The sequence below is a fragment of the Methylobacterium sp. E-045 genome, assembly GCF_022829685.1.
Taxonomy (GTDB): Bacteria; Pseudomonadota; Alphaproteobacteria; order Rhizobiales; family Beijerinckiaceae; genus Methylobacterium.
Map to the genome: position 1 here is coordinate 1 of NZ_JAKSYE010000119.1, position 25,231 is coordinate 25,231.

The window sequence follows — 25,231 nt, forward strand, 5'->3', positions numbered from 1 at the left end:
CGGCGTGTGCGTGCTCCCCGAGGGCACCGAGATGGTGATGCCCGGCGACAGCGTGACCATGGACGTCACCCTCATCGTCCCCGTCGCCATGGAAGAGAAGCTCCGCTTCGCCATCCGTGAAGGCGGACGCACCGTCGGCGCCGGCGTCGTCGCCGCCATCAACGATTAAGTTCGGTACGCTCAGTCTCTACCGCTGATTGTGCACATCGATGCCGGCGGCCCGTCTTGACGGGCCGCCGGCATCGTCGTTTAGTAAACCATGGGTTGCATGCCGCGAGGCCATCTCATGGGTTCGACACCGGTTGCACTCTTCGACACCGTTACGTCCCGACGCGCCGTCATCGCCGGAGCCTTGTCGATCGTAGCCGCGCCCGCGCAGGCCCAAAGCCTTCCTGCCAAGAACGGCCCGGCCCAGAATCGCGCGACGTTTCTGGCGTTCCGGGCGGAAGTCCTTGACGTCCTGCGAACGAACTATCCCGCCGTCACCGTCACCGTGGACGACGATGATCCGGAGCAGATCGTCATCGGCCGCTTCACCCTCTTCCTCGGCAACATCCGCCAGAAAATCGCTGGACGGACGGGCGCGGAGCGCCGAGCCGTCATCGTCGACTTCCTCCATCCGGTTGCCACCGCGAAGCCTCTCCCCGCAACGCCCGCTCCCGCGGAGACGTTCGCCAAGGCGTCGGCCCGCCTGCGCATCCAGCTCGTCCCTACCGAGTATCGTGAGCAGGTGCCGACCCTGACCTGCCGCCGCTTCTCTGAGCGGCTCCTCGTCGCCTACGCCCTCGATGAGGACGAACGCTATCAACTGGTGACCCATTCGATCTTCGAAGGATGGGCCGTCGATCAGGAAACGGTGGAGCGGATCGCCAGGCGAAATCTCGAACTCGCCTCGGGCGGTATACAGGTCCACATTTCGGCGACCGGAAAGTCCGGTCATTTCGCGACCCTCGCGGAGAGCAGCGGCTACGCGGCGGCCAGCCTGCTTCTCCCCATGGTGATGGACCAGATTCAGGAAGGGCTCGGAACGCAGACCATCGTTGCTGCGGTCCCCACGCGGGATGTCCTCATCGCATGGTCATCGAACAGCGAGGGGAAAGACCGGCTCGCCGCAATCGTGACGATGTACATGCGCAAAGGTCCATACGCCCGAAGCGACGAACTCTTCGCCTACTCGAAGAACGGGATCCGCCTTCTGAACAGCCGCGAACTCGCCGAGCACGGCCGATAGGACCTTGGATTTTCGCATCCCTCTCTCCGGAAACCCTTGCGTCCCGTGCAGCGATGGGGCATGGAGCGTCCCGCGTAGGAGTGTAGCTCAACTGGTCAGAGCGCCGGTCTCCAAAACCGGAGGTTGCGGGTTCGAGTCCCTCCACTCCTGCCAGAGTTTTCCTTCGCGCAACGCCGGATCGGCCTCCCGTCGGGAATGTCGAACCGGGGCGTGTCTCCCGCTCTCTGTCGACATGTCCGCGACGGTCGACAAGACCCGGGACTTGCGCTAGAGCGTTCGCACTCCGAGATCGGTGACTGTGTTCGGTGCGGGCTTCGACCAGAGCCTCCGCACCGGTCCGCTTTCCGGTCAGGGCCGATTTTCCCTGTTGTTGGCATCAATGGCATCGAACGAAGCAACGAAGAAGGCGGACCTGGCGCGCACTCCGCAGCGCGGCTCCGCCACGCCGACGCCGCCCCGGGCCACCCCGCCCGTGCGGCCCGCGCCCAAGCGCGTCGGCCCGGCCGAGTTCCTGTCGCAGGTGCGCGACGAGGGCCGCAAGGTCACGTGGCCGAGCCGCAAGGAGACCACCGTGACGACGATCATGGTGTTCATCATGGTCGTGGTGGCGAGCATCTTCTTCACGGTCGTGGACCAGGCCCTGCGCTACATCGTGACCCTGATCCTCGGGGTCGGCGCCTAGAACAACTGAGTCTTTCTGGGCGCGTCGTCGCGACCGGGCAGACCGACGTCAGGATTTGGTGAGAACCGTGTCGAAACGCTGGTACATCGTCCACGCCTACTCGAATTTCGAGAACAAGGTCGCGCAGTCCATCAAGGATCAGGCGGCCCAGCGTGGCCTGATGGAGCTGTTCGACGAGGTCATGGTTCCGACCGAGAAGGTCGTCGAGGTCCGCCGCGGCCGCAAGGTCGATGCCGAACGGAAGTTCTTCCCCGGCTACGTGCTGGTGAAGTGCGATCTCACCGACGAGGTCTATCACCTCATCAAGAACACCCCCAAGGTCACCGGCTTCCTCGGCGCTGACAAGTCGAAGCCGGTGCCGATCCCCGATTCCGAGGCCGAGCGCATCAAGGGTCAGGTCGCCGAGGGCGTCGATCGTCCCAAGCCCTCGATCTCCTTCGAAATCGGCGAGACCGTCCGCGTCGCCGACGGTCCCTTCGCCTCCTTCAATGGCACCGTCGAGGAAATCGACGAGAGCCGTTCGCGCCTCAAGGTCGCCGTGTCGATCTTCGGTCGCGCCACCCCGGTGGAACTCGAATACGCCCAGGTCGAAAAGATCTGACGTAGAGGCAAATGGCGAGTGGCGAACGGCGAATGTAGGTATCCCCTACTCGCCGTTCGCCATTCGCCATTCGCCATAACCCGCGGGAGGTCCGCCCGGTTTGCCGCCGGGATGCACGGACCGCACCGCGACCTGCAACCGCTCGCCCCGTCCGTGCTCCAGGCAGCCGGGCGGCGAGCCTACATTTGGGAGCAGTCCCTATGGCAAAGAAGATCACGGGCTACGTGAAGCTTCAGGTTCCGGCCGGCGCCGCGAACCCGTCGCCGCCCATCGGTCCCGCGCTCGGTCAGCGCGGCCTGAACATCATGGAATTCTGCAAGGCCTTCAACGCGAAGACCTCTCAGATCGAGAAGGGCACCCCGATCCCGGTCGTGATCACGGCCTATCAGGATCGCAGCTTCACCTTCGAGATGAAGCAGCCGCCGGTCACCTTCTTCCTGAAGAAGGCCGCGGGCCTGAAGATCGGCAAGAAGCCGGCGTCCGGCTCCAAGACCCCGGGCAAGGGCCCGACGGTGGGCAAGGTCACCGAGGCTCAGCTTCGCGAGATCGCCGAGAAGAAGATGCCCGACCTGAACTGCGACTCGGTTGACGCCGCCGTCGCCATGATCCGTGGCTCCGCGCGGGCCATGGGCCTCGACGTCGTCGCTTAAGGGGAGGGCACAATGGCACACGAAGGCAAGCGCATCCGCGCCGCCCGCGAGGGCATCGACGCGCTCAAGCTCTACACCATCGACGAGGCGATCGCCCTGGTGAAGCAGAAGGCCAGCGCCAAGTTTGACGAGACCGTCGAGGTCTCGATGAATCTCGGCGTCGACCCGCGCCACGCCGACCAGATGGTCCGCGGCGTCTGCAACCTGCCCAACGGCTCCGGCCGGACGGTGCGGGTGGCGGTGTTCGCCCGCGGCGCCAAGGCCGACGAGGCCAAGGCCGCCGGAGCCGACATCGTCGGCGCCGAGGACCTGCTCGAGATCGTCCAGAGCGGCAAGATCGAGTTCGACCGCTGCATCGCGACCCCGGACCTGATGCCGCTGGTCGGTCGTCTCGGCAAGGTGCTCGGCCCCCGCGGCCTGATGCCGAACCCGAAGGTCGGCACCGTCACCATGGATGTGAAGTCCGCGGTCGCCGGCGCCAAGGGCGGCTCGGTGGAGTTCCGCGTCGAGAAGGCCGGCATCGTCCATGCCGGCATCGGCAAGGTCTCGTTCGATGAGGCCAAGCTCGTCGAGAACATCAAGGCGTTCGCCGATGCGGTGGCCAAGGCCAAGCCCGCCGGCGCCAAGGGCACCTACATCCAGCGCGTCGCCGTGACGTCGTCGATGGGCCCGGGCGTGCGGGTCGAGCCGTCGACCGTGCTGACCGCCTGATCGGCGCTTCTCACGGACAGATATGACAACGCCCGGCTCTCAAGGCCGGGCGTTTTCTTTTGGCCGGGTGCCGTCTCCGTTCAGGGCAGGAGCGTCAGGCGACGGCCCGCGAGCAGCGTCGCGGTGAGCCCGGCGAACATCGCCACGCCGAAGAGCCAGCCCGATGCGGCGCCGGCCATGATTCCCGACAGCAGCGTGCCGACGCTGCATCCGAGACCCGTCATGGCGCCCCAGCCGAGCAGGATTCCGCCGACGAGGCCGCGCCCGATCTGGCCGCGCTTGGGCAGGGCAGGGCGGAACTCGCCGGCCGCCAGGGCGGCGGCAAAGGATGCTGCGACGAGACCGGCGATGAACAGGCCGTTCGGGGTCAGGATCGCATCGCGGATCGCTGTGGCGCAGCCGCGAAACCCGTCGAGCCCTTCGAGCCGCGCCGGCAGGAGATCGAGCCCGGCGGAGGCCTGCCTGGCCCGGCCACCGATCTCCGCCGTAACGCCGAGGGGACCGACCCTGAGATAGGCCAGGGTTCCGAGAGCGCCGACGGCGAGGCCGCCGAGCCAGGTCGGCCAGCGGTCGACGAACACGGCGCGCAGAGGCGCGACGCGTTCCGATGGCGATGCATCGGAGGGAGGCAGCCATCGCAGCAGAGGCACCGCGAGGGCCGCCAGGACAGCGAGGGTGAGGAGGAGGCTGCCGGCATAGCCGAGATGACGGGGCAGCCAGATCACGGGCGCCTCCGAGATGCTGGCGAGGTAGAGCGTGTTCCAGGTCAGGAAGCCGAGACCGAAGCCCAGGGCCGTTCCCACCAGGGCGAAGGGTGCCGTGGGTGAGCCCTCGCCGAGCCTGTAGAGATGGGCGCCGATACAGGAACCCGAAATCGCCATGCCGGCCCCGAAGGCGGCGCCGGCGAGGGCCAGGACCGGCCCGACCGGACCGATATGAGCGTCCGGCGGCAGCCGTACGCCGCTCGGATCGGGCAGCCATGCCCCCAGCACCACGCTGTAGCCGACCGCCCCCGCGGCCAGGGCCGCGAGGATGCCGAGGGCGCCGCGCGGGTCACGCCGGTCGATGAGGTCGCGCCACAGGCAGAAGAAGCAGAAGCGCGAGCGTTGCAGCACGAAGCCGAACAGGGCTCCGAAGGTCAGGGACAGGGCGAGCCGGCTGCCGCCGGGATCGCCCGACAGCTGCAGGGCCGCGACCAGCAATCCCGCGCCGATCAGGCCCGCCGACCCGACCCGCAGCGAGACGGAAAAACGCCCGGTCGAAAGACCGGGCGCGCTGCGTTCGAACATCGCCGGGGATGTCACTTGCCGGACCAGACCGTTCCGGCGAGGTTGACCACGGGCACGCCGACGGCGTTGCCGTACTCCGTCCAGGAGCCGTCGTAGTTCCGCACGGGGTAGCCGAGGACACGGCTCAGCACGAACCAGGAATGGCTGGAGCGCTCGCCGATGCGGCAGGAGGTGATGATCGGCTTCGAGCCGTCGATCCCGACATCGGCATAGAGCTTCTTCAGCTCAGGCACGGATTTCAGGGTGCCGTCCGGATTCACGGCCTTGGCCCAGGGCACGTTCACCGAACCGGGGATATGACCCGCACGGATCGCCAGCTCCTGCACGCCCGCCGGCGCGATGAGCTTGCCCGAGAACTCATCCGGCGAGCGAATGTCGAGGATCGTCTCGTTCCGCTCCTTGCGCGCCACGGCAAGCACGTCCGCGAGACGAGCGCGCTGGCCGTTGGAGACGGGTGTGACCGGGAACGTCGAGGCGGCTACGTCCGGGTTGCGGGTATCGAGCTGCCGCTTCTCGGCCTCCCATTTCTTGCGGCCGCCGTCGAGGAGCTTCACGGTGTCGACGAGCCCGTACTGGGCGAAGACCCAGGCGCCCCAGGCGGCGAACCAGTTGTTGTTGTCGCCATAGAGGATCACCGTGGTGTCGCGATCGATGCCGAGCCGCCGGATGAGCGCCGCGAACTTTTCAGGCCCCGCGATGTCGCGACTCACGGTCTCCACGAGGTCCGTATGCCAGAGGACGTTCTGTGCGCCGGGCACATGGCCGCGCTCGTAGACGCCCGGCTCGACACTGACTTCGACGATCCGGAGCTTCGGCGAGGCGAGGTTGGCCTCGAGCCATTCGGTGGAGACGAGGGGGCTGGTCTGGCTCTGCGTCTGCTCGGTGGCATCAGCCGCCACAGGCCCGATCATCGGCAAGGCCAGAGCGGCCAGAGCGATACGAGCGGCAAGAAAGGTTTTGAAAGACACGGGCGCGCTCCGGCGAGGAATAGTCGTCGCATCGCGGATGAGCTTGCACATCTGCAGGTCATGCTCCGAAAATTGACCTCACGATGGTGTTTAACTTCAAATCTAAAATCAATACGATGTTATTTCAAACATCGATACATCAGGAGAATATAGCTGCCGCTGTCGGCACAAAAAGACAGGGATTATCTTGAGCCTTCAATCGTCCGTGAACCCTGAACAAGGGTGGGGGATTCGGATATGGCGAGGCAGCGCGGACGACGGAGGCGGTCCGGAGTCATAGATCGGGCATGCCAGTTGCGCCTGGATCGACACGTCCTCGGATTTTGCCGGCGAATGCCCGGCTTTCGGACCGGGCATTCGCGTCCGTGATCAGGCACGCCAGAACGGCTTCTCGGCCTCCGCACGCAGGGCAACGGGATCGAGGTCGAGCGCCTTCATTTGCTCCGAGGTCAATTCGCGAATTGTACGCCGACCGGCCGCCCTGCCGTACCAGATCGACAGGAGGCTGATTGCTCTCGCGGGAAAGGGTCGGTTAGGGTGGCCGAGCGTTCTCGAGAGAGGGCGTGAACGGGTGGGTGGATTGTCGGACAACGGCATGATCGGGTCACCTCCATTGGGTCATCACTGCTATTGATCCGAAATTGAGTCGAATCAATTAAATCATTGTCCTCGGAGCAATACGCGCGTGGCAGATTATCGGACGATTTCGGAGGGGATCGCTGCGGATATCGCGCGGGGAAGCCTGACACCGGGAAGCCGGATGCCGACGCAGCGGCAGTTCGCCTTCGAGCGCGGGATCGCCGTCTCCACGGCGAGCCGCGTCTATGCGGAGCTGACGCGGCGTGGACTCATCACCGGGGAGGTCGGACGCGGCACCTTCATCCGCGCGTCGGCCTCCGCTGAAGCAGGATCACCGGATGCCGAGACGGGTCTGATCAATCTCGAACACGTCTTTTCGATTCTGCCGCATCAGGCGGCGGAAATGAGCGCCAGCCTCGGCGCCCTGCTCGATCCGGCCAAGCTTCAAGCCACGTTCTCGCCGGTCCGACCGGGCGCGACGGGGCCGGCCCGAGCCACGGCAGCCGCCTTCTTCGCGCGGGGAGGGTGGTCGGCCGACCCCGAGACCGTGCTGTTCACCGGAGCGGGACGACAGGGCATCGCCGCGGCGATCGCGGCCTTGGCCCAACCCGGCGATCGGATCGGCGTCGAGGCGATGACCTATCCTATCGTCAAGGGTCTCGCGGCCCGGCTCGGCGTCGAACTGGTTCCCCTCGCGATGGATGCGGGAGGGGTGATCCCGGACGCCATCGAGGGGGCTCATCGCGAAGCCCCCCTCCGCGCCCTCTACCTCCAGCCCGTCCTGCAAAGCCCCCTCGGCCAAACCATGAGCGCGGACCGCCGGCACGCCGTTGCAGCGCTTATCGGCAGGCTCGACCTCCTCTGCATCGAGGACGCCGTGTACGGGTTCCTCTGCGACGAGGAACCCCTGGCCGCCCTCGCGCCGGACAGGGTGATCGTCGTCGACAGCCTGTCGAAGCGGCTGGCTCCGGGCCTGGGCCTCGGTTTCGTCGCCGGGCCGCCCGCTCTCACGCAGCGGCTCGCGGGCTCGATCCGTGGGGGAGCCTGGACCGCGAGCGGACTTCCCCTCGCCATCGCGCTTCAGCTCATGAACGACGGAACCGTTGGCCGGATCGGCCAGGCGAAGCGGGCGGATGCGGCGGCGCGCCAGAGCGCGGCACGGGACGCGCTGAGCGGTCTCGACGTTCGGGGCGACCCGAGGGCGTTCCACCTCTGGCTATCGCTTCCACCTCATTGGAGCGCCGAGCGCTACGCCGGCGCCGCGGCGCGTAACGGGGTCGCGGTGTCGCCGGCCAGCGCTTTCGCCATCGATCCTGCGATGCCGGAGAACGGGGTACGCCTCGCCCTCGGCTCACCCCCGTTCGAGCGCCTGGGACCCGCGCTTCGGACGCTGCGACGCCTGGCTCTCGACGAAGACGAGTCCGGGGTGGAGTGAGGTCCACCCCTTCCGCGGGGGCCCAGCCCGACGGACCGGCGGGTCGGACACGCGCCCGAGCCTGCGTCAAACGCGCGCGAAGGATCCCCCCGGCCGAGCCGCAAGGCGGGATCCATCCCGAAAAGGGTCAAGAAATCAACACGCGAGGGTGACGCCTCCGCACCTGTCTGTGCTAGGAATGCCGCCATGCGATGCACCCTCTCCGTCACCTCGAACCGACGCATCCTGTGCGTCTTTCCCGCTTACACGCCGTCCTTCGGGACGTTCGCCCACGCCTACCCGTTAATGGGCGGGGTGAAGGCCTTCATGCCCCCGCAGGGCCTGCTCCTCATCGCGGCCTATATGCCGGAGGAATGGGAATACCGGTTCATCGACGAGAACATCAAACGGGCAGGGCCGGAGGATTTCGCCTGGGCCGATGCGGTGTTCGTGTCCGGCATGCACATTCAGGCACCCCAGATCCGGGACATCTACGCCAGGGCGCATGCGGCCGGTAAGGTGACGGCGCTCGGCGGTCCTTCGGTCTCCGGATCGCCCGAGCAATACCCGGAATTCGATTATCTCCATATCGGCGAGATCGGCGACGCCACCGACGAACTCGTGTCGATCCTCGACCGCGACCTGTCGATCCCGGCGAGCCAGGTCCGCCTCGAGACCAAGGAGCGCCTTCCGCTCTCCGACTTCCCGGCGCCGGCCTACGAGGCCGCTCCCCTCAAGCGCTACCTCATCGGCTCCCTGCAATTCTCGTCCGGCTGCCCCTATCGCTGCGAGTTCTGCGACATCCCGCAGCTCTACGGTCGTCAGCCCCGCCTGAAGACTCCGGAGCAGATGCTCGGCGAGCTCGACGCGATCATCTCGCAGCCGGGCCATCCGGCCGTCGTGTACTTCGTCGACGACAACTTCATCGGCAATCGCAAGGCCACGAAGGACATGCTGCCCCACCTGGTGGAGTGGCAGAAGAAGAATCACTACCCGCTTCAGTTCGCCTGCGAGGCGACCCTGAACATGGCCAAGCAGCCCGACATCCTCGAGCTGATGCGTCAGGCCAACTTCATGACCGTCTTCGTCGGCATCGAGACGCCCGAAGAGGACGCGCTGGCGGGCATCGACAAGAAGCACAACGCCGCCGTGCCCATGTACGAGGCGATCGAGACGCTCAACAGCTTCGGCCTGGAGGTGACCTCGGGCATCATCCTCGGCCTCGACACGGAGACGGACGGCTCGGAGCAGAAGCTCATCGACTTCGTCGACAAGTCCGCGGTCCCGGTGCTGACGATGAACCTGCTGCAGGCCTTGCCGAAGACGCCGCTCTGGGACCGTCTGACCCGCGAGGGACGTCTCACACACGACGCCGCGCTGGAATCCAACGTCCTGTTCAAGCGGCCCCACGACGACGTGGTGGCCAGCTGGCGCCGGGCCATCGCCCATGCCTACGAGCCGGAGAACCTGTTCGCCCGCTTCCGCTATCAGGTCGAGCGGACCTATCCGCACCGGATCAAGACGCCCACCAGGGGCAAGCTCACCCGGACGAACCTGCGCCGCGGCCTCGTGCTCGGCTTCAACATCGCCCTGCGCGTGGGGATCCTGTCGGATTATCGCGGCGTCTTCTGGCGCGCGGCGGGGCATGCCCTCAAGCGCGGCCAGATCGAGGCGGTGTTCAACATGGGCTTCGTCGCGCACCACCTGATCCGCTTCACCCGCGAAGCCCTGCGCGGCGAGCACAATGCGTCGTTCTACGCGGCCAAGGCGGACCAGAAGAAGGAAGACGCCCGCACGCCCTGGTGGGAGGCGGCGCGCCGGTTCCTGCCGACCTAGCCGGCCCTGCCCACCCTGCCTGACCTGTCCGCGGCGGCGCATCGCCCGCCGCCGGCGCGGGCGGAAATCACGTCAACCACAATCGTACGGCAGGGCGAAGATTTTCCGCACGAGGCACTTGGCAGGGCGCTTGCTTGGGCCTATAGACCCCGCTCAACGTTTTTCACACTTTGAAAGGATTCGACCAATCGGTCGACATCCGACATGCGAATTCGTCTGGGTGACCAGACGATAATGGCCGGAAGGCTTTGAGGGGCGAACAGCCTCTTTAAGCCTCGTCCGGCCATGTCCTGTCCGAGACTGCAGGCGCCGGGCGACCGGCTTAATCCCCCAGCCTGCACAGACGGGGAAGACCGAATTCAAGACCCTCTCGGCCCCGCGATTCGCGAGGCAGTCAGGTATCGGTTTGAACCATCTCGCCCGTGCCGTCCACCGTTCCGGAGGACGTCAGGGGACAGGGCCGTGAAGCGTCGTCCAGGACGTTCCGGCTTCTCGCTGAGCCGAGTTCCGTTCCGGGCGGCATGTGCAACCGGCGGCCCCTCCTCGAGAGGGACCCGCCAACCGGAGAGAGCCCCAGTGGACAGGACAGCCAAAGCTGATCTCGTCTCGACGCTCAACGGCGTGTTTGCGAACACGTCCGTCGTCGTCGTGGCCCACTACAAGGGCCTCACGGTCGCCGAGATGCAGAAGCTGCGCGCGCAGATGAAGCTGGCCGGCGCCACCGTGAAGGTCACCAAGAACCGCATCGCCAACATCGCTCTCGATGGCACGGACGTCGCCTCCATCAAGCCCCTCCTGAAGGGTCCGACCCTGCTCGCCTATTCGAGCGATCCGGTCGCGGCTGCGAAGGTTGCGGTGGATTTCGCCAAGGGTAACGACAAGCTCGTGATCCTCGGCGGCGCCATGGGAACGACCGCTCTGAACCCGGACGGTGTGAAGGCGCTCGCGTCGCTCCCGTCCCTCGACGAACTGCGCGGCAAGATCGTGGGCCTCATCCAGGCTCCCGCGACCAAGATCGCCCAGGTCGTCAACGCTCCGGCTGCCAAGCTGGCTCGCGTGTTCGGAGCCTATGCCACCAAGGACGCGGCTCAGGACGAAGCGGCCTGACGCCGCCTCGTCCTTCCCAACCCATCCGTTCAAACCGATATCCAAAGGAAGAATACCATGGCTGATCTTGCCAAGCTCGTCGACGACCTGTCCTCGCTGACCGTTCTCGAAGCCGCCGACCTCGCCAAGCTCCTCGAAGAGAAGTGGGGCGTCTCCGCCGCCGCTGCCGTCGCCGTTGCCGGCCCGGCCGCCGGCCCCGCCGCCGTCGTCGAGGAGCAGACCGAGTTCACGGTTCTCCTGACCGCCGCCGGCGACAAGAAGATCGAGGTCATCAAGGAGGTCCGCGCGATCACCGGCCTCGGCCTCAAGGAAGCCAAGGACCTCGTCGAGGGCGCTCCGAAGGCCGTCAAGGAGTCCGTCAACAAGGAAGAGGCCGAGAAGCTCAAGGCCCAGCTCGAGAAGGCCGGCGCCAAGGTCGAGCTCAAGTAAGTTGCCGATGGGCCCAATCCGGCCCGTCACTTCCGGCCGGTCCCATCGGGGCCGGCCGGCACCGACGCCCGCGGGTCTCCGACCCGCGGGCTAAGGTCGCTTCAAGCGACCGATCGGTCCTGGAACGGATCGGCGGCATTTCATTTCGGGTGGGCTCGGTCCGGCGGGACGGGTTCATCGCCTGGTCGCGGGAGGCATAAAGCCTTCCCCGGGCACCCGGTACGCGGGACGTAGGAGCGAGGTCACCCATGGCCAACACGCTGGTCGGTCGCAAGCGCATTCGCAAATTCTTCGGCAAGATCAAGGAAGTCGCCGAGATGCCGAACCTCATCGAGGTTCAGAAGGCGTCCTACGACCAATTCCTGATGATGGACGAGCCGGAAGGCGGACGGGGCGACGAAGGCCTGCAGACCGTGTTCAAGTCGGTCTTCCCGATCTCCGACTTCTCGGCGACCGCGCTCCTCGAATTCGTCAAGTACACGTTCGAGCAGCCGAAATACGACGTCGACGAGTGTCGCCAGCGCGGCATCACCTTCGCGGCTCCCCTCAAGGTGACGCTGCGCCTCATCGTGTTCGACGTGGACCCGGATACCGGCGCGAAGTCGGTCAAGGACATCAAGGAGCAGGACGTCTACATGGGCGACATGCCCCTGATGACGGAGAACGGCACCTTCATCGTCAACGGCACCGAGCGCGTCATCGTCTCGCAGATGCACCGTAGCCCAGGCGTGTTCTTCGACCACGACAAGGGCAAGACCCACTCGTCGGGCAAGCTGCTGTTTGCCGCCCGCATCATTCCGTATCGCGGCTCCTGGCTCGACGTCGAGTTCGACGCGAAGGACATCGTGCACGTGCGTATCGACCGGAAGCGCAAGCTGCCGGCGACCTCGCTGCTGTTCGCCCTCGGCCTCGACGGCGAAGAGATCCTCTCGACCTTCTACAACCGTGTCGTCTACGACCGCGACGGCGCCGAATGGCGGGTTCCGTTCGATGCCGACCGGCTCAAGGGCTTCAAGGCGTCCGTCGACCTGATCGATGCCGATTCCGGCGAGGTCGTGCTCGAGGCCGGCAAGAAGCTGAACGCCCGCAACGCCCGCCAGATCAGCGAGCGCGGCGTTCAGTTCCTGAAGGCCACCGACGAGGATCTGATCGGCCAGTACATCGCCGAGGATCTCGTCAACCCGAAGACCGGCGAGATCTGGGCCGAGGCCGGCGACGAGATCTCCGACAAGCTCCTCAAGAGCCTGGAAGAGGTCGGCGTGTCCGAGCTCCCCGTCCTCGACATCGACCACGTCAATGTCGGTCCCTACATCCGCAACACCCTCGCCGTGGACAAGAACTCGTCCCGCGAAGGCGCGCTGTTCGACATCTACCGCGTCATGCGCCCCGGCGAGCCGCCGACGCTCGACACGGCGGAGGCGATGTTCCACTCGCTGTTCTTCGATTCGGAGCGCTACGATCTCTCGGCCGTCGGCCGCGTGAAGATGAACATGCGCCTCGATCTCGACGCCGAGGACACCGTGCGCACCCTGCGCCGCGAGGACATGCTCGCGGTGGTCAAGGCGCTGGTGGATCTGCGCGACGGCAAGGGCGAGATCGACGACATCGATCACCTCGGCAACCGCCGTGTGCGTTCGGTGGGCGAGCTGATGGAGAACCAGTACCGCCTGGGGCTGCTCCGCATGGAGCGCGCCATCAAGGAGCGCATGTCCTCCGTCGATATCGACACGGTCATGCCGCAGGATCTCATCAACGCGAAGCCCGCCGCGGCCGCGGTGCGCGAGTTCTTCGGCTCGTCGCAGCTGTCACAGTTCATGGACCAGACCAATCCGCTCTCGGAAGTGACGCACAAGCGTCGCCTCTCGGCGCTCGGCCCCGGCGGTCTCACCCGTGAGCGCGCCGGCTTCGAGGTGCGCGACGTGCACCCGACCCATTACGGCCGCATCTGCCCGATCGAGACGCCGGAAGGCCCGAACATCGGTCTCATCAACTCCCTCGCCACCTTCGCGCGGGTGAACAAGTACGGCTTCATCGAGACCCCGTTCCGTCGCGTGAAGGACGGCGTGGTGACGAAGGAGGTCTCCTACCTGTCGGCGATGGAGGAGGCGAAGTACTACGTTGCCCAGGCCAACGCCCAGATGGACGAGAGCTTCAAGCTGACGGAAGACCTCGTGGTCTGCCGTCGGGCCGGCGACGTCATCGTCGTGCCGCCGGACCGCGTCGACCTCATGGACGTGTCGCCGAAGCAGCTCGTCTCGGTGGCCGCCGCGCTGATCCCGTTCCTCGAGAACGACGACGCGAACCGCGCGCTGATGGGCTCGAACATGCAGCGCCAGGCGGTGCCGCTCGTCCGCGCCGACGCGCCGTTCGTCGGCACCGGCATGGAAGCCGTGGTCGCCCGCGATTCGGGTGCCGCCATCGCGGCGCGGCGCTCGGGCATCGTCGACCAGGTGGATGCGACCCGTATCGTCATCCGCGCCACCGAAGAGGCCGATGCCAACAAGCCCGGCGTCGACATCTATCGCCTGCAGAAGTTCCAGCGCTCCAACCAGTCGACCTGCATCACGCAGAAGCCGCTGGTCCGCGTGGGCGAGCAGGTCAAGAAGGGCGAGATCATCGCCGATGGTCCGTCGACGGAGTTCGGCGAGCTGGCGCTCGGCCGGAACGTGCTCGTCGCGTTCATGCCGTGGAACGGCTACAACTTCGAGGATTCGATCCTGCTCTCCGAGCGGATCGTGAAGGATGACGTGTTCACCTCGATCCATATCGAGGAGTTCGAGGTGATGGCCCGAGACACCAAGCTCGGTCCGGAGGAAATCACCCGCGACATCCCCAACGTCTCGGAAGAGGCGCTGAAGAACCTCGACGAGGCCGGCATCGTCTATATCGGCGCCGAGGTCCATGCGGGCGATATCCTGTGCGGCAAGATCACCCCGAAGGGCGAGAGCCCGATGACGCCGGAGGAGAAGCTCCTCCGCGCCATCTTCGGCGAGAAGGCCTCGGACGTCCGCGACACCTCGCTCCGGGTCCCCCCGGGCGTCACCGGCACCATCGTCGAAGTGCGTGTGTTCAACCGCCACGGCGTGGACAAGGACGAGCGCGCCCAGGCGATCGAGCGCGAGGAGATCGAGCGTCTCGCCAAGGATCGTGACGACGAGCAGGCGATCCTCGACCGCAACACCTACGCCCGCCTTGCCGGCGTCCTGATCGGCCAGTCGCCGATCGCCGGTCCGAAGGGCTTCAAGAAGGAGACCACGCTCAGCCGTGAGCTCCTGAACGAGTACCCGCGCTCGCAATGGTGGCAGTTCGCCGTCGTCGAAGACCGTCTCATGACCGAGATGGAAGCGATGCAGAAGCAGTACGACGAGTCGAAGAAGCGCCTCGAGCAGCGCTTCCTCGACAAGGTCGAGAAGCTGCAGCGCGGCGACGAGTTGCCCCCCGGCGTGATGAAGATGGTCAAGGTCTTCGTCGCGGTGAAGCGCAAGATCCAGCCGGGCGACAAGATGGCCGGCCGCCACGGCAACAAGGGCGTCGTGTCCCGGATCGTGCCGATCGAGGACATGCCGTTCCTGGAAGACGGGACACATGCCGACATCGTGCTCAACCCGCTCGGCGTGCCTTCGCGCATGAACGTCGGTCAGATCCTCGAGACCCATCTGGGTTGGGCCGCGGCCGGTCTCGGCCGCAAGGTCGGTCTCGCCGTGGACGCTTATCTGCGCAGCAACGACATCGCCCCCCTCAAGGCGGAGATGGAGGCGATCTACTCGCCGTCGGAGCTGGAAGGCCTCTCGGACGATGACATGGCGGAGGCGGCCAACAACGTCCGCCGCGGCGTGCCGATGGCCACTCCGGTGTTCAACGGTGCCAAGGAAGCCGACATCGAGACGATGCTGGAGTTGGCCGGGCTCGACCGCTCGGCGCAATCGACGCTCTATGACGGGCGGACGGGCGAGCCTTTCGACCGCAAGGTGACGATGGGCTACATCTACATGCTGAAGCTCCACCACCTCGTGGACGACAAGATCCACGCACGGTCGATCGGTCCATACTCCCTCGTCACCCAGCAGCCGCTGGGCGGAAAGGCGCAGTTCGGCGGCCAGCGCTTCGGCGAGATGGAGGTCTGGGCTCTGGAGGCCTACGGCGCGGCCTACACGCTGCAGGAGATGCTGACGGTGAAGTCGGACGACGTCGCCGGCCGCACCAAGGTCTACGAGGCCATCGTCCGCGGCGACGACACCTTCGAGGCCGGCATCCCCGAGTCGTTCAACGTGCTCGTCAAGGAGATGCGCTCGCTCGGCCTCAACGTGGAGCTCACCTCCTCGAAGAAGCTCGCGAACGACCAGCTCGACCCGCCTGCCGAGGCGGCCGAGTAGGACCACACCACACGCTCCCGCGCCGGCACCTCGCCGGCGCGGTCCGAGCGGGGAGGGGAAGCGCCTCCCGGGACGACGGCCAGCGGCGACCCGGACGGTCGCTGCGCCGACCTCACGTTTTCAGCACGCGGTAGCCCCTCGGCGGAGGGTGCGCCCCGTCAGCAGGAGTTGATCCATGAACCAAGAGGTCATGAATCTTTTCAACCAGCAGGCTCAGCCCCAGAGCTTCGACCAGATCAAGATTTCGATCTCGTCACCCGAGAAGATCCTCTCGTGGTCGTTCGGCGAAATCAAGAAGCCCGAGACGATCAACTATCGCACGTTCAAGCCCGAGCGCGACGGCTTGTTCTGCGCGCGGATCTTCGGGCCGATCAAGGACTACGAGTGCTTGTGCGGCAAGTACAAGCGCATGAAGTACAAGGGCGTCATCTGTGAGAAGTGCGGCGTCGAGGTCACCCTGGCCCGCGTCCGGCGCGACCGCATGGGCCATATCGAGCTCGCCGCGCCCGTCGCCCATATCTGGTTCCTGAAGTCCCTGCCGAGCCGCATCGGCCTGCTGCTCGACATGGCGCTCAAGGACCTCGAGCGCATTCTCTACTTCGAATCCTACTGCGTCATCGAGCCGGGCCTCACCCCCCTCAAGGAGCGTCAGCTCCTGTCGGAGGAAGAGTACCTGCGCGCGCAGGAGGAGTACGGCGAGGATTCCTTCACGGCGATGATCGGCGCCGAGGCGATCCGGCGCATCCTGCAGGAACTCGATCTCGACGGGATCGCGAACTCGCTGCGCGAGGAGATCGCTACCACGACCTCCGAGCTGAAGCCGAAGAAGCTTCTCAAGCGCCTGAAGATCATCGAGGCCTTCCAGATGTCGGGCAACAAGCCCGAATGGATGATCCTCACCGTGGTCCCGGTAATCCCGCCGGACCTGCGCCCCCTCGTCCCCCTGGACGGTGGCCGCTTCGCCACGTCCGATCTCAACGACCTCTACCGCCGCGTCATCAACCGCAACAACCGCCTGAAGCGGCTGATCGAGCTGCGCGCGCCCGACATCATCATCCGCAACGAGAAGCGCATGCTTCAGGAGGCGGTGGACGCGCTGTTCGACAACGGTCGTCGCGGCCGCGTCATCACGGGTGCCAACAAGCGTCCGCTGAAGTCCCTCGCCGACATGCTGAAGGGCAAGCAGGGCCGCTTCCGCCAGAACCTGCTCGGCAAGCGCGTCGACTATTCCGGCCGCTCGGTGATCGTGGTGGGCCCGGAGCTGAAGCTGCACCAGTGCGGCCTGCCGAAGAAGATGGCGCTCGAGCTGTTCAAGCCCTTCATCTATGCGCGCCTCGACGCCAAGGGTTTCTCGGCCACCGTCAAGCAGGCCAAGAAGCTCGTCGAGAAGGAGAAGCCGGAGGTCTGGGATATCCTCGACGAGGTGATCCGCGAGCACCCGGTGATGCTCAACCGCGCGCCGACGCTCCACCGCCTCGGCATCCAGGCCTTCGAGCCCAAGCTGATCGAGGGTAAGGCGATCCAGCTTCACCCCCTCGTCTGCGCCGCTTTCAACGCCGATTTCGACGGCGACCAGATGGCGGTCCACGTGCCGCTCTCGCTGGAAGCCCAGCTCGAAGCGCGCGTGCTGATGATGTCGACCAACAACATCCTGCATCCGGCCAACGGCCAGCCGATCATCGTGCCGTCGCAGGATATCGTGCTCGGTCTCTACTACCTGTCGATCGTGGCCGAGGGCGCCATCGGCGCCTTCGATTCGACCAACAAGAAGAACCCGATGCAGGGTGTCTTCGGCACCATCGGCGAGCTCGAGCACGCCCTGGCGGCCAACACCGTGAAGCTGCATTCGAAGATCCGCTGGCGGTGGAACGGCATCGGCCCCGACGGCGAGCCGCTGACCCAGACCTACGACACGACACCCGGCCGCGTGATCCTGTCCACGGCCCTGCCGCTGCACAAGAAGGTCCCCTACGACGTCGTCAACAAGCTGATGACCAAGAAGGAGATCTCCGCGATGATCGACACCGTCTACCGCCACTGCGGTCAGAAGGAGTCGGTGATCTTCTGCGACCGGATCATGGCGCTCGGCTTCAACCACGCGTTCAAGGCCGGCATCTCGTTCGGCAAGGACGACATGGTCGTGCCGGACAACAAGTGGCCCATCGTCGACGACACCCGCACGCTGGTGAAGGATTACGAGCAGCAGTACAACGACGGCCTGATCACGCAGGGCGAGAAGTACAACAAGGTGGTGGATGCCTGGGCCAAGTGCTCGGACAAGCTCGCCGCCGAGATGATGCTGCGCATCTCCACGGTGCAGAAGGACGAGAACGGCGCCGACAAGCAGATCAACTCGATCTACATGATGAGCCATTCCGGTGCCCGTGGTTCGCCGGCGCAGATGAAGCAGCTCGCCGCGATGCGCGGACTCATGGCCAAGCCCTCGGGCGAGATCATCGAGACCCCGATCATCTCGAACTTCAAGGAAGGTCTGGACGTTCTCGAGTACTTCAACTCGACGCACGGAGCCCGTAAGGGCCTCGCCGACACCGCCTTGAAGACCGCGAATTCCGGCTACCTGACCCGCCGTCTCGTGGACGTGGCGCAGGATGCGGTCATCCGCGAGGTCGATTGCGGCACCAGCAACGGCATCAAGATGCGCGCCATCGTCGATGCGGGCCAGGTCGTGGCTCCGCTCTCGATCCGCATCCTCGGCCGCGCCACGGCCGAAGATCTCGTGGCTCAGGACGGTACGGTCATCGTCAAGACCAACGAGACGATCGAGGAGAAGCACCTGCCCGCCATCCAGGCGGCCGGCATCCAGGAGGTCAAGATCCGCTCGGTGCTCGTCTGCGCCACCAAGAGCGGCGTCTGCGCCACCTGCTACGGGCGCGACCTCGCCCGCGGAACGCCCGTCAACATGGGCGAGGCCGTCGGCGTCATCGCGGCGCAGTCCATCGGCGAGCCGGGCACCCAGCTCACCATGCGTACCTTCCACATCGGCGGTGCGGCGCAGATCGCGGATTCGTCCTTCATCGAGTCGAGCTTCGAGGGCACGATCAAGATCCGCAACCGGGCGCTCGCCCGCAACACCGACGGCGACCTCATCGCCACCGGTCGTAACGTGGCGGTGGTCATCGTCGGCACTGACGGTGCGGAACGTGCGGTCCACCGCCTGCAATACGGCGCGCGACTGCGGGTGGACGAGGGCGACAAGGTCAAGCGCGGCCAGCGCATCGCCGAATGGGACCCCTATACCCGTCCGATCATCACCGAGACCGACGGTATCGTGGCCTACGAGGACCTGATCGACGGCCAGTCGATCACCGAGACCACCGACGAGTCGACCGGCATCGCCAAGCGCGTCGTCATCGACTGGCGTGGGACGGCACGCACGGCCGACCTCAAGCCGGCCATGCTGGTGCTCGACCAGGACGGCAAGCCGATGAAGCTGCCGCGCGGATCGGATGCCCGCTACTTCCTGCCCGTAGACGCCATCATTGGCTACGATCCGGGCGGCACGGTGAAGGCCGGCGACATCCTCGCCCGCGTCTCCACCGACTCGGCCAAGACCCGCGACATCACCGGCGGTCTGCCGCGGGTGGCGGAGCTGTTCGAGGCCCGTCGTCCCAAGGACGCGGCGATCATCGCGGAGAAGTCGGGCACGATCCAGTTCGGACGCGACTACAAAAACAAGCGTCGCCTGACGCTGACTCCCCACGACGGTTCGGATGCGGTCGAGTACCTGATCCCGAAAGGCAAGCACATCCACCTCCAGGACGGCGACGTCGTGGAGCTCGGCGACTACATCGTCGACGGCAATCCCGCGCCGCACGACATCCTGGCGATCAAGGGCGTGGAGGAGCTCGCTGCCTACCTCGTCAACGAGATCCAAGAGGTCTACCGGCTCCAGGGCGTGTCCATCAACGACAAGCACATCGAGGTGATCGTCCGGCAGATGCTGCAGAAGGTGGAAATCACCGATGGCGGCGATTCCGAGATCCTCACGGGCGACCAGATCGACCGGACGGAACTCGCGGACATCAACGAGAAGCTGCTCGCCGAGAACAAGAAGCCCGTGGTGGGCGTGCCGGTGCTGCTGGGCATCACCAAGGCCTCCCTGCAGACGAAGTCGTTCATCTCGGCGGCCTCGTTCCAGGAAACCACCCGCGTGCTCACCGAGGCGGCCGTCAACGGCAAGGTCGACCATCTCGAGGGCCTGAAGGAAAACGTCATCGTCGGCTCCCTCATCCCGGCCGGCACAGGGTCGATGGCCGCCGACATCCGCGCCGTGGCGCGGCGTCGCGACGCGATGATCCTGCAGCAGAAGGCAGCCGAGAGCGGCGCACAGCCCCTCAGCGAGTTGCCGCCCGCCGCGGAGTGACCTGACGACGACTTTACGCACGAGACCGGGGGCGGCCAGCAATGGCCGCCCTTTCTCGTTGCACGGAACCGTCTCGGCGACGCCAAGACCGAGCATCTTGCCGATCGCTGGCGCGAACGACCCGCCACGCATCGATTCCGGGTCGTCCTCTCGGCCGCCTTATCCATGAGGCCATGAGCGTGCCCGGTCGCGCGGGCGATTCGTTTGCATGCATGACCGCAGTGAATATCGGTCGGCCTCCCTCGATGCGCCTCTCCCGCGCGCTCATCCGGGAGCGGGAGACTTGCTCCGATGGCCCCAGCGCGGTACCGGATTCCGGCGCGGTACACTCATCGGGTGTTAACCGCTGGTCAGACCAAACTTTATCGTGCTTCGGGATTGACGTTTCGCCGTCCCCCGCATAGAAGCACGCCACTCCGGCACAACAGCAGGACATAGCGAGTCGCGACCTTCGGGCCGATCGGCAATCGCTAATCCGGTACCGGCACTCACATCGACTGACGTCCTTGTCAGATCAGTAGGTACGAGCGCGCTGCAAGGCGTGATCCTCTGCCGAACACGCGCCACGGGTCCTCACCGATCCATGGCGCATATTCGTTTTGCGGATCTTCCTATCGAGATCCGCGACAGCCTGGAGACAGGCTGCCTCGTGAAGCCGAACATGGGATCGCGTCTCAGCGATCCGAATGAAGAGGGCAGAGTATGCCGACGATCAACCAGCTGATCGCTCAGCCGCGTAAGGCGCAGAAGAGCCGCAACAAGGTGCCGGCGCTCGACGCCTGCCCGCAGAAGCGTGGCGTTTGCACCCGCGTCTACACGACGACGCCGAAGAAGCCGAACTCGGCGCTCCGTAAGGTCGCCAAGGTCCGTCTGACCAACGGCTTCGAAGTCATCGGGTACATCCCGGGCGAAGGTCACAACCTTCAGGAGCACTCCGTGGTCATGATCCGCGGCGGCCGCGTGAAGGATCTTCCCGGCGTTCGCTACCACATCCTCCGCGGCGTGCTCGACACGCAGGGCGTCAAGGGTCGTAAGCAGCGCCGCTCCAAGTACGGCGCCAAGCGTCCGAAGTAAGAATTTCGCGCACCCCGTAAGGATGCCGCCGACCTCCATGAGGTTTCAGGTGGCCTGCGCGGGGTGGTTTCAAGACCTTGATTTATAGACGGAGCGAGCGATGTCCCGCCGCCATTCTGCCGAAAAGCGTGAGATCATCCCGGACGCCAAGTATGGCGACATCGTGCTGACCAAGTTCATGAATTCCATCATGTACGAGGGCAAGAAGTCGATCGCCGAAGGCATCGTCTACGGCGCGTTCGACATCGTCGAGAACCGTGCCCGTGCGAACCCGATCGAGGTGTTCCGCGCCGCTCTCGAGAACGTCGCTCCGGCGATCGAAGTCCGCTCCCGCCGCGTCGGCGGCGCGACCTACCAGGTCCCCGTCGAAGTCCGCACGGAGCGTCGTCAGGCCCTGGCGATCCGCTGGCTGATCCAGGCCGCCCGTGGCCGCAACGACCGCACCATGGTCGAGCGCCTCTCGGCCGAACTCCTCGATGCCGCGAACAACCGTGGCAACGCGGTCAAGAAGCGGGAAGACACGCACCGGATGGCTGAAGCCAACCGCGCCTTCTCGCACTACCGCTGGTAAGCGGCCCCGGACCCTTTCAGGAGCAATCCGATGCCCCGCACGCATGCGATCGAGGACTACCGCAATTTCGGCATCATGGCTCACATTGATGCTGGCAAAACCACGACCACTGAGCGGATCCTCTACTACACCGGCAAGTCCCATAAGATCGGCGAAGTCCATGACGGTGCCGCGACGATGGATTGGATGACGCAGGAGCAGGAGCGTGGCATCACGATCACCTCCGCCGCGACGACCTGCTTCTGGCGCGACAAGCGCCTAAACATCATCGACACCCCCGGCCACGTGGACTTCACCATCGAAGTGGAGCGCAGCCTGCGCGTCCTCGACGGCGCCGTCTGCGTGCTCGACGGGAACCAGGGCGTCGAGCCCCAGACCGAGACCGTCTGGCGCCAGGCCGACAAGTACGACGTCCCGCGCGTCGTGTTCGTCAACAAGATGGACAAGATCGGCGCTGACTTCTTCAAATGCGTCGCCGACATCATCGACCGCGTCGCCGGCAAGCCCGTCTGCCTGCAGCTTCCGATCGGCGCCGAGACGACCTTCAAGGGCGTCATCGACCTGATCAAGATGAAGGCCATCGTCTGGACGTCCGAGAAGCTCGGCGCCGATTTCTCGGAGACCGAGATCCCGGCCGACCTCGCCGATCAGGCTGCGGAATATCGCATCAAGCTCGTCGAAGCCTGCGTCGAGATGGATGACGATGCCATGTCGGCCTATCTCGACGGTGTCGAGCCGGATGCCGAGACGATGCATCGCCTCGTGCGCACCGCCGTCCAGCGCCGCGCCTTCCATCCCGTGCTCTGCGGCTCGGCCTTCAAGAACAAGGGCGTGCAGCCCCTGCTCGACGCCGTGGTCGATTACCTGCCGTCTCCCGCCGACCGCGGCGAGATCAAGGGTCTCGACTTCAAGACCGAGGAAGAGATCGTCCGGCACCCGTCCGACAGCGATCCCTTCTCGATGCTGGCGTTCAAGATCATGGACGATCCGCACGTCGGCACGATCACGTTCTGCCGCGTCTATTCGGGCAAGATCGAGTCGGGCGCCAACGTCATCAACTCGTCGCGCGACAAGAAGGAGCGTGTCGGCCGCATGCTTCTGATGCATGCCAACAACCGCGAAGACGTGAAGGAAGCCTTCACGGGCGACATCGTCGCCCTGGCCGGACTGAAGGAAACCCGCACGGGCGATACCCTGTGCGATCCCAAGGACGCCGTCATCCTCGAGAAGATGGAGTTCCCGGAGCCCGTCATCGAGATCGCGGTGGAGCCGAAGTCCAAGGCCGACCAGGAGAAGCTCGGCATCGCTCTTGCCAAGCTCGCGGCCGAGGATCCGTCCTTCCGCGTCTCCACCGACCAGGAATCTGGCCAGACCATCCTTCGCGGGATGGGCGAGCTTCACCTCGACATCAAGGTCGACATCCTGCGCCGCACCTACATGGTCGACGCGAATATCGGCCAGCCGCAGGTGGCGTATCGTGAGAAGCTCACGAAGCGCACCGAGATCGACTACACCCATAAGAAGCAGACCGGTGGTACCGGTCAGTTCGCCCGGGTGAAGTTCGTGGTCGAGCCGAACGAGCCCGGCAAGGGCTTCGAGTTCTCCTCGAAGATCATCGGCGGCACGGTGCCCAAGGAGTACATCCCGGGCGTCGAGAAGGGCCTCAACTCGGTCCTCGGCGCCGGCATCCTCGCCGGCTTCCCGGTGGTGGACATCAAGGTCGAGCTGATCGACGGCGCCTACCACGATGTCGACTCGTCGGCCCTGGCCTTCGAAATTGCCTCCCGTGCGGCGCTCCGGGAGGCCCTCCAGAAGGGCGGATCGGTTCTCCTCGAGCCGGTGATGAAGGTCGAAGTCGTCTCGCCGGAAGAGTATACCGGTTCGGTGATCGGCGACCTGAACTCCCGCCGTGGCCAGATCCAGGGCCAGGACATGCGCGGCAATGCGAACGTCATCAACGCGATGGTGCCGCTCGCCAACATGTTCGGCTACGTGAACCAGCTGCGCTCCTTCTCCCAGGGCCGCGCGAACTTCACGATGCAATTCGACCATTACGAAGAGGTGCCGCGCGGCGAGGCCGAGAAGGTCGTCGCGAAGTACGCTTAAGGCTTCCCGCCTTTTCCGGACCGCAGCAGCATCACCTGAAACATTGAGATTACGGAGGCTACGATGGCCAAAGAGAAGTTTGCCCGCACCAAGCCGCACTGCAACATCGGCACGATCGGTCACGTCGACCACGGCAAGACGTCGCTGACGGCGGCGATCACGAAGGTCCTGGCGGAGTTGGGCGGTGCGACGTTCACGGCCTACGACCAGATCGACAAGGCCCCCGAGGAGAAGGCGCGCGGCATCACGATCTCGACGGCCCACGTCGAGTACGAGACCGCCAACCGTCACTACGCCCACGTGGATTGCCCCGGCCACGCCGACTACGTGAAGAACATGATCACGGGCGCCGCCCAGATGGACGGCGCGATCCTGGTGGTCTCGGCCGCCGACGGTCCGATGCCGCAGACCCGCGAGCACATCCTGCTCGCCCGCCAGGTCGGCGTGCCGGCGCTGGTGGTGTTCCTCAACAAGGTCGACCTCGTCGACGACGAGGAGCTCCTCGAGCTCGTCGAGATGGAGGTGCGCGAGCTCCTCTCCAAGTACGACTTCCCCGGCGACGACATCCCGATCACCAAGGGTTCGGCCAAGGTGGCGCTCGACAACGGCGACAAGGCCGTGGGTCACGACGCCGTGCTGAAGCTGATGGAGTCGGTGGACGCCTACATCCCGCAGCCGGAGCGTCCCATCGACAAGCCGTTCCTGATGCCGATCGAGGACGTGTTCTCGATCTCGGGCCGTGGCACCGTGGTGACGGGTCGCGTCGAGCGCGGCATCGTCAAGGTCGGCGAGACCGTGGAGATCGTCGGCATCCGCGACACCCAGACCACCACGGTCACGGGCGTCGAGATGTTCCGCAAGCTCCTCGACCAGGGCCAGGCCGGCGACAACGTCGGCGTGCTCCTGCGCGGCACCAAGCGCGAGGACGTCGAGCGCGGCCAGGTCGTGTGCAAGCCCGGCTCGGTCAAGCCCCACACCAAGTTCAAGGCCGAGGCCTACATCCTCACCAAGGAGGAGGGCGGCCGCCACACCCCGTTCTTCACCAACTACCGGCCGCAGTTCTACTTCCGCACCACGGACGTGACCGGCGTGTGCGTGCTCCCCGAGGGCACCGAGATGGTGATGCCCGGCGACAGCGTGACCATGGACGTCACCCTCATCGTCCCCGTCGCCATGGAAGAGAAGCTCCGCTTCGCCATCCGTGAAGGCGGACGCACCGTCGGCGC

General features: G+C 65.6%; 17 protein-coding genes, 1 tRNA gene and 1 pseudogene. 17 read left to right on the forward strand and 2 right to left on the reverse strand.

From position 1 onward, the window contains the following. The 7 genes and pseudogenes from tuf (MKK51_RS21960) to rplA form a co-directional block, all read left to right on the forward strand. A pseudogene (gene tuf, locus MKK51_RS21960) lies at positions 1–169 on the forward strand (elongation factor Tu); the annotation flags it as partial. Positions 170–286: 117 nt separating this feature from the next. Further along, a complete protein-coding gene (locus MKK51_RS21965; protein WP_243980938.1) occupies positions 287–1,231 on the forward strand; it encodes a DUF1444 family protein in 945 nt (314 codons plus the stop codon). Between the two features lie 76 nt (positions 1,232–1,307). After that, positions 1,308–1,384: transfer RNA gene (locus tag MKK51_RS21970), tRNA-Trp, on the forward strand. Positions 1,385–1,610: 226 nt separating this feature from the next. Further along, positions 1,611–1,913 carry a preprotein translocase subunit SecE gene (secE, locus tag MKK51_RS21975; RefSeq protein ID WP_243980948.1) on the forward strand — a complete coding sequence of 101 codons (303 nt, stop codon included), beginning with the start codon at positions 1,611–1,613 and terminating at the stop codon, positions 1,911–1,913. Positions 1,914–1,980: 67 nt separating this feature from the next. After that, entirely contained in the window at positions 1,981–2,514 is a 534-nt protein-coding gene (gene nusG, locus MKK51_RS21980) for a transcription termination/antitermination protein NusG (protein ID WP_018044246.1), read from the forward strand. Between the two features lie 200 nt (positions 2,515–2,714). Then, positions 2,715–3,164 carry a 50S ribosomal protein L11 gene (rplK, locus tag MKK51_RS21985; RefSeq protein WP_018044245.1) on the forward strand — a complete coding sequence of 150 codons (450 nt, stop codon included), beginning with the start codon at positions 2,715–2,717 and terminating at the stop codon, positions 3,162–3,164. Between the two features lie 12 nt (positions 3,165–3,176). Beyond that, positions 3,177–3,875, forward strand: coding sequence for a 50S ribosomal protein L1 (rplA, locus tag MKK51_RS21990; protein ID WP_243980950.1), 699 nt, complete (start codon positions 3,177–3,179; stop codon positions 3,873–3,875). A gap of 80 nt (positions 3,876–3,955) precedes the next feature. Here the strand turns inward: rplA and MKK51_RS21995 are convergent, their stop codons facing one another. Both MKK51_RS21995 and MKK51_RS22000 read right to left on the reverse strand, forming a co-directional pair. Further along, the gene (locus MKK51_RS21995; protein WP_243980952.1) at positions 3,956–5,164 is read right to left on the reverse strand and encodes a YeeE/YedE thiosulfate transporter family protein; all 1,209 of its coding nucleotides are present in this window, start codon (positions 5,162–5,164) and stop codon (positions 3,956–3,958) included. A gap of 11 nt (positions 5,165–5,175) precedes the next feature. Further along, entirely contained in the window at positions 5,176–6,132 is a 957-nt protein-coding gene (locus MKK51_RS22000; protein WP_409565746.1) for a sulfurtransferase, read from the reverse strand. Positions 6,133–6,817: 685 nt separating this feature from the next. On the opposite strand from MKK51_RS22000, the gene MKK51_RS22005 reads away from it, so the two are divergent. The 10 genes from MKK51_RS22005 to tuf (MKK51_RS22050) all read left to right on the forward strand — a co-directional run. Further along, entirely contained in the window at positions 6,818–8,146 is a 1,329-nt protein-coding gene (locus MKK51_RS22005) for a PLP-dependent aminotransferase family protein (RefSeq protein WP_243980954.1), read from the forward strand. Positions 8,147–8,332: 186 nt separating this feature from the next. Continuing rightward, positions 8,333–9,961, forward strand: coding sequence for a B12-binding domain-containing radical SAM protein (locus tag MKK51_RS22010; protein WP_243980956.1), 1,629 nt, complete (start codon positions 8,333–8,335; stop codon positions 9,959–9,961). Between the two features lie 576 nt (positions 9,962–10,537). Further along, positions 10,538–11,068, forward strand: coding sequence for a 50S ribosomal protein L10 (gene rplJ / locus MKK51_RS22015; RefSeq protein ID WP_018044239.1), 531 nt, complete (start codon positions 10,538–10,540; stop codon positions 11,066–11,068). 57 nt (positions 11,069–11,125) lie between these two features. After that, positions 11,126–11,497, forward strand: a complete 372-nt coding sequence (rplL, locus tag MKK51_RS22020) for a 50S ribosomal protein L7/L12 (RefSeq protein WP_018044238.1) — start codon at positions 11,126–11,128, stop codon at positions 11,495–11,497. 248 nt (positions 11,498–11,745) lie between these two features. Next, complete coding sequence (gene rpoB, locus MKK51_RS22025) at positions 11,746–15,870, forward strand: DNA-directed RNA polymerase subunit beta (RefSeq protein WP_243980958.1); 4,125 nt, start codon at positions 11,746–11,748, stop codon at positions 15,868–15,870. 175 nt (positions 15,871–16,045) lie between these two features. Then, a complete protein-coding gene (gene rpoC / locus MKK51_RS22030) occupies positions 16,046–20,254 on the forward strand; it encodes a DNA-directed RNA polymerase subunit beta' (RefSeq protein ID WP_243980960.1) in 4,209 nt (1,402 codons plus the stop codon). Positions 20,255–20,956: 702 nt separating this feature from the next. Next, positions 20,957–21,328 carry a 30S ribosomal protein S12 gene (gene rpsL / locus MKK51_RS22035; protein ID WP_018044234.1) on the forward strand — a complete coding sequence of 124 codons (372 nt, stop codon included), beginning with the start codon at positions 20,957–20,959 and terminating at the stop codon, positions 21,326–21,328. Between the two features lie 100 nt (positions 21,329–21,428). Continuing rightward, positions 21,429–21,899: a 30S ribosomal protein S7 gene (gene rpsG, locus MKK51_RS22040; RefSeq protein WP_018044233.1), complete on the forward strand. Its 471-nt coding sequence runs from the start codon at positions 21,429–21,431 to the stop codon at positions 21,897–21,899. 30 nt (positions 21,900–21,929) lie between these two features. Then, the gene (gene fusA, locus MKK51_RS22045) at positions 21,930–24,005 is read left to right on the forward strand and encodes an elongation factor G (RefSeq protein ID WP_243980962.1); all 2,076 of its coding nucleotides are present in this window, start codon (positions 21,930–21,932) and stop codon (positions 24,003–24,005) included. A 63-nt stretch (positions 24,006–24,068) separates the two neighbouring features. Next, the coding region (tuf, locus tag MKK51_RS22050; RefSeq protein WP_243980964.1) for an elongation factor Tu at positions 24,069–25,231 on the forward strand (1,163 nt) is incomplete at its 3' end.

Excerpts from the sequence above, each read along its gene's own strand:
- MKK51_RS21965 (WP_243980938.1), top strand. The coding sequence starts at position 287 with ATGGGTTCGACACCGGTTGCACTCTTCGACACCGTTACGTCCCGACGC.
- secE (WP_243980948.1), top strand. The coding sequence starts at position 1,611 with ATGGCATCGAACGAAGCAACGAAGAAGGCGGACCTGGCGCGCACTCCG.
- rplK (WP_018044245.1), top strand. The coding sequence starts at position 2,715 with ATGGCAAAGAAGATCACGGGCTACGTGAAGCTTCAGGTTCCGGCCGGC.
- rplA (WP_243980950.1), top strand. The coding sequence starts at position 3,177 with ATGGCACACGAAGGCAAGCGCATCCGCGCCGCCCGCGAGGGCATCGAC.
- MKK51_RS21995 (WP_243980952.1), bottom strand. The coding sequence starts at position 5,164 with ATGTTCGAACGCAGCGCGCCCGGTCTTTCGACCGGGCGTTTTTCCGTC.
- MKK51_RS22010 (WP_243980956.1), top strand. The coding sequence starts at position 8,333 with ATGCGATGCACCCTCTCCGTCACCTCGAACCGACGCATCCTGTGCGTC.
- rplL (WP_018044238.1), top strand. The coding sequence starts at position 11,126 with ATGGCTGATCTTGCCAAGCTCGTCGACGACCTGTCCTCGCTGACCGTT.
- rpoB (WP_243980958.1), top strand. The coding sequence starts at position 11,746 with ATGGCCAACACGCTGGTCGGTCGCAAGCGCATTCGCAAATTCTTCGGC.
- rpoC (WP_243980960.1), top strand. The coding sequence starts at position 16,046 with ATGAACCAAGAGGTCATGAATCTTTTCAACCAGCAGGCTCAGCCCCAG.
- rpsL (WP_018044234.1), top strand. The coding sequence starts at position 20,957 with ATGCCGACGATCAACCAGCTGATCGCTCAGCCGCGTAAGGCGCAGAAG.
- rpsG (WP_018044233.1), top strand. The coding sequence starts at position 21,429 with ATGTCCCGCCGCCATTCTGCCGAAAAGCGTGAGATCATCCCGGACGCC.
- fusA (WP_243980962.1), top strand. The coding sequence starts at position 21,930 with ATGCCCCGCACGCATGCGATCGAGGACTACCGCAATTTCGGCATCATG.